At 43.7% G+C, this 7,567-nt stretch carries 6 protein-coding genes; 1 reads left to right on the top strand and 5 read right to left on the bottom strand.

The annotated features are described in order from the left end of the window. Positions 1 to 147: 147 nt before the first annotated feature. Complete coding sequence (locus AB6D06_RS22145) at positions 148 to 1,677, bottom strand: DUF3612 domain-containing protein (protein WP_083994278.1); 1,530 nt, start codon at positions 1,675 to 1,677, stop codon at positions 148 to 150. A gap of 169 nt (positions 1,678 to 1,846) precedes the next feature. Between AB6D06_RS22145 and AB6D06_RS22140 the strand changes: the two genes are divergently transcribed. Next, positions 1,847 to 2,443, top strand: a complete 597-nt coding sequence (locus AB6D06_RS22140) for a malate synthase (protein WP_017060610.1) — start codon at positions 1,847 to 1,849, stop codon at positions 2,441 to 2,443. 131 nt (positions 2,444 to 2,574) lie between these two features. On the opposite strand, the gene AB6D06_RS22135 is transcribed toward AB6D06_RS22140, so the two are convergent. From AB6D06_RS22135 to codB, 4 genes are all read right to left on the bottom strand, one after another. Next, positions 2,575 to 3,591, bottom strand: coding sequence for a GGDEF domain-containing protein (locus AB6D06_RS22135; RefSeq protein ID WP_017060611.1), 1,017 nt, complete (start codon positions 3,589 to 3,591; stop codon positions 2,575 to 2,577). A gap of 457 nt (positions 3,592 to 4,048) precedes the next feature. After that, entirely contained in the window at positions 4,049 to 4,261 is a 213-nt protein-coding gene (locus AB6D06_RS22130) for a cold-shock protein (RefSeq protein WP_004740083.1), read from the bottom strand. 358 nt (positions 4,262 to 4,619) lie between these two features. Further along, on the bottom strand, positions 4,620 to 5,897 hold the full coding sequence (locus AB6D06_RS22125) for a cytosine deaminase (protein ID WP_372107145.1): 1,278 nt from the start codon (positions 5,895 to 5,897) through the stop codon (positions 4,620 to 4,622). A 9-nt stretch (positions 5,898 to 5,906) separates the two neighbouring features. Further along, positions 5,907 to 7,145 (bottom strand): cytosine permease, encoded by a 1,239-nt coding sequence (gene codB, locus AB6D06_RS22120; protein WP_372107147.1) that lies wholly within the window; start codon positions 7,143 to 7,145, stop codon positions 5,907 to 5,909. Positions 7,146 to 7,567 lie beyond the last annotated feature (422 nt).

Below are 7,567 nucleotides of genomic sequence, written 5' to 3'. Positions count from 1 at the left end.
TGACCCTTCTTAAGCCGAGGGTCACCTAGCCAACTGACGTTGTTAGTGAACCTTTTTTGTTCACACAAAATATATGACCAATCACCCTTATTGTGATTGGTTTTTTTTTTGCCTGAATTTTAGGTTCTATTTTTTGTTATTACTTTTTTACTCACCACACTTCGAGTAACAGCTTGGCTGGCGTGGGCATTCTCCACCTCTGGAGCAGATAAGCCTCGCCTCTGTCTCAATCCCACGTTCAATCCAATTTATATTTAGAATCTTGGCTATTGTCGTGAGATCTTTCTTGATGTTACGCGGAATTACCACAGAGCCACCATTGTTAACGCATGACGCTTTAAGCTGCTCTGCTATGTCTCTTGAATTACCGCCTTGAGCATCAATCGCAGGGTTGAGATCTATACCAGCACACAGCACACGATTGTTGCCCGCAGGATCCGTCATATTGATGGATTCACAGCAGTAGATCCTTGGCTCATCACCCACGTTCAAAATGGATATTTGAGCCGAGCTTCCCGCTCGAGGTTCTGATAATCGACGGAACACAGCCCAATGTTGACATGGGTCAGCGACCGTTCTCATATTTCCCCAAGGCAGTGGAATCCCGTTTCCGCGATATACCGCCTTGAGTTTCCCCGGCCCATAAGCATCAAAGTAGTGCCAGTGAGGGTAGGGCGATACTACAGTCATTCGACGCATCGCAACAGAGGGGGAAACCCCTGCTCTTTTGTGAACGTCGATTTCGTAACCAGTGCGGTCGAGTAGCTGTCTAAACGGAACTTTCGGACACAGAAGTGCACCAGCAAAGAAGCTAGATTCAAAGTCTCGCCATGCTTGAAGAATATCTTGGGAGTTGAGCTGTGAAGATCCCGATATCTGGTTGTCGTCCCACGTGTTGTTGTTACCGACCGACAACACACTCTTTAGGCCCTCTTTGCTGTGCAGAATGCAATGACCGATATAAACCGAAAGGTCGTATTTCAGACGGGTTGGGTACTCTTTAAGGATCTCGTTTAAGAAGATAGTACCGGGAGGCTCAAAGAAGGATGTCACCAACTGCTTAGCGTTAATTCCGAGCTCATCGACTACGTCTTGCGGCGTTCGCGTTACCCAGCGGATGTTGATTCCTAGGCTTCTAGCGATGTCTATCAGGTCTTCTACGCTGAGGTTAAGACGTTTTAAGCCTACTTCTTCCGCAGCGCGCTCAAGGTCAGGGAAGTGGTTCTGGTTGCTCTCTTGGTGTGCTCGAATCAAGAGGTGCGCAAACTGGCGGCCTGAAATGCCCGTTTGTGACAGCATCTCAGGAATCGCAATTTGCAGGATGTCGTTTGAGAATAGGAAGCTCGGCTCGAGCGCCATGCCACTTATCCCACCACGATTCCCCTTATCAGGAGCAATGGCTTGTTGTTCAGATTCGTCGTCGAGGAACCACGTCGGATTCTTCTGAAAGACCTGTGCAATCACTTCCAGCATATCGATGCTCGGAACCCGCTTTCCACGTTCAATCATTGAAAGGTAAGAAACGGAAGGAGCACATTCTGGGTCGATTCTAATACAACGCGCAGACAGGTCTTCCATCGTTAAATGGTTACGTTTTCTTAGGTTACGTATTTTCGTACCTAGGAAATGTGACTGACGAACTAAACTTTTTGACAAGGCCATATTTGTAAAATTCACATTGTAAAATTTTTGTTGTGAAATTGTATGTAAAAAAGCGCTAATCTACAAACTAAGCAATTCACAAAATGACAAATAAATTAAACGTTAGTTTGGAATAATTGCTCTAGGACACATTTTTGCTGTAGAAATCGGTGGTTATCACCGGACTGGTCAAGAGGGAAAGACTATGAATATGCTTACATTCGATAAAACAGAAATCCAAAAACAATCAAAGCCATTTATCGCTGAAGCTGTCTTTGCCGTGGAGACAATCAATGCTAATCAGCAAACTGAAAAGCAAGTGAAAGCAAAGCAGCTGCTTGATCGACTATTCCCACTAGAGAATGGCTCACATCAAGACGTAACCAGCTACGTAGTCGATTACCGCCATATTATGGCTTACTTTAAAGACGGTCAGCACAGCGGTCTGAAGCACCCTAAGCAGTTTGTAGCGTACATGGGTGAGAAGAACGACCCAGACTCTATCTTGTTTCGAGATGGCAGTGGCAGCCACCTAGAGGTGATGTTTGGTTGCCACAAAGGGACAGGTTGTATTGAGCTAGTAGAAATTGATGATATTCAGTTGGAATCATGCACCACGTTTGGCCAATCACCAATGGAAGCAACAACCACAATGCGTGAAGAGACCATTGCAGCGATGCGCCACTGGATCAGTTTGATTCAAGGTGACGCAAAGGGTAAACCAAAGGCATGCAGTGAAGATAAAGAGTTCAGAGCAAAGAGTGGTGAAGACTACTGCTTGAATTATTGCTTCCAGATCTAACGGTGAATCCTAGTTAGCTAAAGTAATTTATACAACTAAAGAAAAAAAAGCCCCGAAGATAATGAACTTTGGGGCTTTCTAGTCTCAATACGAGCCGACTAATATGTCGATAAGAGCATTGTTGGTGTGTTTTACAAAGGCATGACTCGGTTACGGCCAAGTGATTTCGCTTCATAAAGTAGCTTATCAGCACGTTCAATCAGCGATTGAGCTGATTCGCCGGGTTCAAGTTCAGCGACACCAAACGATGCAGTGATACTGCCGACTTGTTGACCACTGCGGCGATCTTTAATCGACAGCTTTTCTAGAGAGCGACGATTGGTATCAGCGAGTTGACGAGCAATACGCAAAGACTTGTTAGGCACAATCAGCGCGAACTCTTCACCACCAAATCGATAGGCAGAAATACCTTCACGGCAACTTAACTTCAGCTTGCGAGCGATCGCTTTAAGCACCATATCGCCAAACAAGTGGCCATAGGTGTCGTTGAAATTTTTAAAGTGGTCGATATCGAGAAGAATCAGACACAAAGATTGTTGTGCTTCACACAGGGTTTCTATGTCACGGTCGAAAGAGCGACGGTTATAGAGTGTGGTTGTACTATCGAAAAGCGCATCTTTCTGAACTTCTACTAACTGGGTTTTTAGCTTGGTGATCTCTGAGGTTGCAGAGTTTAGCTGAGAGTTTAAAAACTGAGTAGAGTGACGAATATGACGGGATTCAGACACCAGCTGTCGAACTAAGGACATGACTTCATCAATAGATAGGCTTTCATTATCAACACGAGCCAAGTCCTCGAAGCTTTTATCGATCATGTCAGAAAAAGCGGAGGTGTCGGTCAGGGTGTCATTCATTGAATTGGAAACTTCAGAAACTAACAGTTCCAAATTAGCGCGAAGGTCATTGATATTGGTTTCGGATTTGCTGGCAACATAATTGTTGTATAGCTGCTCACCAACGGCAGGAGGACAAATACCGTAGTGTTCTAAAACACCATCCATGTCTTGAGTCAGCTGGGGAATAGCGTTATCGACATAGGTGTACCAAAGTGCGTAATTTGCAGGTGTCGTTGACACCCTGTTCTTCATCATAAGAGGCACCGCTTTTTTTAGATTTGCGGTGGATTTCTGAAATTCGTCTTTGTTCATTATTTTTACTGCAGATACCAAAACAACTAAGCCACTTGCGAACAAGGTTAGCGGATTTCGAAGGTCTTTGCTTTAAAAATTATATGATTAGTGGATGAGGGTTGGATAAATAACTCATTTTTATTATGAATATCGATTGCGTATTCATAAGCGTAATCTAATGGATTGTTCTTTAACCATATTTGGGCTTATCAAACTTTCGGTGTAGCGTGAGTTAGTATCAAAAGATTACTGAGAATTAAGTGTTGTCTAGGGAAGTGCATACAAAAAGTGACGTAAATTGATCGTTGAGCTTTAATTGAGAAAGTCTAGGTTGAGGACGCTTGGCTGGTGATTTGCATTTGTTCAGAGTTTACGGGGGAAAGCCTGTATCGAGAGGGGAAATGTTTATAAGCAGGCATAAAAAAGCGCCGATAAAAATCAGCGCTTTAAAATTCGTTTTAGCTATAAGAGCTAATTATTGAGCAACAACGTTTGCTGCTTGTAGGCCTTTTTGACCATTTTCAACTTCGAAAGAAACCTTTTGGCCTTCTTTCAGAGTTTTGAAGCCTTCAGAAACGATTGCACGGAAGTGTACGAATACGTCAGCGCCGCCGTTGTCTTGAGAAATGAAACCGAAACCTTTCTCTTCGTTAAACCATTTTACAGTGCCAGTATTTGTGTTAGACATAATTTGTCCCTTATTCATAAATTTTCTAAGTTGTTGATTGCATTTAATGCAATGCGCTGATAATTGAATTATTTAATATTGCTAAGAAATAAGGAAAAACTACTTACAAAAACGGGTAACGATTTTACATGTCAATTTTTTACTATTCATCTAACTTAAATAACTCCGGCTAACAGAGCGAGAGCATGTTAACACAGTCTTTTGAGATGTACACGCATTGCTTAAGAAATTTGTGCTTTTTTTGTCATACCGTGCGAATGTACAAGATTTACACTGATTTAGTGATAGTTTTGTCGCTTCGTCCAACACAACAAAAGGAAGCATCTCAGCTTCCTTTTGATCATTAGTATAGACGATATTAACGCTTAAAGTTGATATCTTCAGTTTGATCTAAATTTATTTTTGTTTTCGCTGGTTGAGTCTCTGCAATCACCTTACCGTGGCGTATTGAGTACTTCACTGGTACTTGGCGGCGTACTGCATCAAAGCCATTGTCAGCAGGAAGAATCAGCAAGCTACCTGGCTTACCTTCTTCGATACCGAAGTTGTCTTGAATGTTCAATGTGCGAGCAGAGTTCTTGCTGATCAAATCAAGTGAGTTGTTGATTTGGTCGTAGCCCATAACCTGTGTTACATGCAGTCCCATGTGCAGAACTTGAAGCATGTTCGCTGTGCCCAGTGGGTACCATGGGTCAAACACATCATCGTGGCCAAAACAAACGTTGATGTCTGCTGCTAGCATCTCTTTAACGCGCGTTACACCGCGGCGTTTCGGGTAATCGTCGAAACGGCCCTGTAAGTGAATGTTCACTAGCGGGTTTGCCACGAAGTTGATACCTGACATCTTCAATAGACGGAACAGGCGAGATGTGTAAGCACTGTTGTACGAACCCATTGCAGTGGTGTGGCTAGCAGTTACTTTCTCGCCCATTTCAAACTTATGAGCAAGGGCTGCTAATGTTTCCACAAAGCGAGACTGTTCGTCGTCGATTTCATCACAGTGAACGTCGATCAGACAGTCGTACTTGCGTGCAAGCTCGAACACATAATGCAAAGATTCAACCCCGTATTCACGAGTGAATTCGAAGTGAGGGATAGCACCGATAACGTCAGCGCCGATCTTCACTGCTTCTTCAAGCAACTCTTTGCCGTTAGGGTATGAAAGAATACCTTCTTGAGGGAATGCAACGATCTGGATGTCGACCCACTCTTTCATCTCTTCACGAACTTCAACCATCGCTCTTAACGCAACGAGTGTTGGGTCAGACACATCAACGTGTGTACGAACGTGTTGAACACCGTTAGCTATCTGCCATTTCAGTGTTTGCTTGGCACGAGACTTTACGTCTTCGATTGATAGCAGTTCTTTGCGCTCAGCCCAACGCTCAATACCTTCAAACAAAGTGCCAGAGATGTTCCAGTTAGGCTCACCAGCAGTTTGAGTAGTATCTAGGTGGATGTGCGGTTCACAGAAAGGAGTAACTGCAATGCCACCTTCAGCATCAAGGATGTCGCCTTGATGATTGATTTGCGCGCCATTATCGAGAATGCGAGAAAATTGACCATTTTCAATCAGAATCTGTTTCAAGCCTTCTTGGTCTTGAAGTTTCGCGTTCTTGATTAATAAGGTTGTCATAGTGTGTCCTTAAGCGGCCTGAGATTTCAGAGCTTTTTTGTTCAATAGAGGATTAAGCACGAGGTAACTGATTGCACCACCTAACACTGCGTTCAAAGGAACAACGCCAGGTAGGAAGTGACCAGCGGCTACGCCTGTTGCTACCGCGATAATGCCAGCCCAGTTAACGGTTTGGAACTCTGCATTTGCAAAATCTTTGTAACGTTTACGGTTCGCGAAGAAGTCGGCGATGATTACGCCACCAATTGGTGGAATCGCCAGCGAAAGGAAGGTTAACCAACCAACGAAGTTGTTGTATAACCAAAGTGCGAAAATCGTACCGATAATGCCGTTAATGATTGACATTGTAGTACTTGAGCGACCAGTGATGTTAGATAAACCCAAACCGGATGCATAAAGTGCATTTTCATTGGTTGTCCAGATATTCAAGCCAAGCACGATGATGGCTGGAAGCAGCAGACCTTGCGCGACCATCACATCTGAAATATCAGCCTGACCGGTTGCTGCTGCTCCTGCTGCGCCGAAGATAAACATCAGCGAGTTACCGATGAAGAACGCAACCATAGTAATTAATACTGCGCTTGCTGGCTTTTTACCAAAGCGAACGAAATCGGCCGTTAACGTACCCGCACTTACGAACGAACCTACAACCATTGCAAGAGCCATTGAAAAGTCCATTGGCGTCTCTGGTTTAATAAGTTGCAATTGCTCTAGTCCACCAACACTGTCTACCGCAGTCAGTACTGAGTAACCACCCAGAATCGCAATCGCAGGCACTGCAATCGCTGAAAGCACCATTAGCGCTTGAATGCCGAAGTACACTGTACCCGTCATCAATAAGCCAGATACGATAATCAAGGTGTTGGTATCAATGCCCGTTGCTTTTTGTACTGGAATAGCAAACATCGCAACACCCACACCAAACCAACCGACTTGTGTACCACCAAGTAAAGCAGAAGGAAGCCATGAGCCTTTAGTACCGAAAGAGAAACGAGCAAGGAGGTGGGTAGAGAGGCCAGTAGATGAGCCGATGTAGCCAAGAAAAGAAGTGTAAATACCGAGGATTAGGTTACCGATGAGAACGGCGAGGAAGAAATCGTTGAATGAAAGACCTGTCCCGAGTGAACCACCTGTCCACATACTTGCAGAGAAGAAAGTGAGTCCAAGCATTACCATGGTGAGTGAAGCGACTCCTTTCCTAGCCGATGTAGGAACCGGCCCTAGACTGTAGTTATTATCAGCAGCCATTTTTTACCTCCGCAAATGATCAAAATTAAAATTAACGGTCGCCGTATTGCAGGCAAACTTGCGCATTATGGTGATATAAATCACATAGTCAATGCTAATTTTGTCAATAATTGCCAATAAAAACCAGTTATTGCAGTAATTGTCTTGTAAAACATAGGGTTATTTTCTGTCTTTATTTAAAAAAAACAAATAGAAAACGTTTTCTATAATGCGTTGGTTATCTGCTGTTCTTGGTTGGCTATGAATGCTTATTATTATACGTCTGAATGGGTGTCTGTATCGAAAAAGAGGGCGGTTGGCCAAACTGCAGGCAAAAAAATAGCCAATCGCAATAATCGCAATTGGCCTATATATTTTGTGAACAAGAATAGGTTCACTAACAACGTCAGTTGGCTAGGTGACCCTCGGCTTAAGAAGGGTCA

Source organism: Vibrio sp. 10N.239.311.G01 (assembly GCF_041465805.1).
GTDB lineage: Bacteria > Pseudomonadota > Gammaproteobacteria > Enterobacterales > Vibrionaceae > Vibrio > Vibrio crassostreae_C.
Note: the sequence above shows the minus strand (reverse complement) of the source record. Positions and strands in the feature narration are given on the sequence as shown.

Coding starts and splice junctions, on each gene's coding strand:
- AB6D06_RS22140 (WP_017060610.1), top strand. CDS start 1,847: ATGAATATGCTTACATTCGATAAAACAGAAATCCAAAAACAATCAAAG.
- codB (WP_372107147.1), bottom strand. CDS start 7,145: ATGGCTGCTGATAATAACTACAGTCTAGGGCCGGTTCCTACATCGGCT.
- AB6D06_RS22125 (WP_372107145.1), bottom strand. CDS start 5,897: ATGACAACCTTATTAATCAAGAACGCGAAACTTCAAGACCAAGAAGGC.
- AB6D06_RS22135 (WP_017060611.1), bottom strand. CDS start 3,591: ATGAACAAAGACGAATTTCAGAAATCCACCGCAAATCTAAAAAAAGCG.
- AB6D06_RS22130 (WP_004740083.1), bottom strand. CDS start 4,261: ATGTCTAACACAAATACTGGCACTGTAAAATGGTTTAACGAAGAGAAA.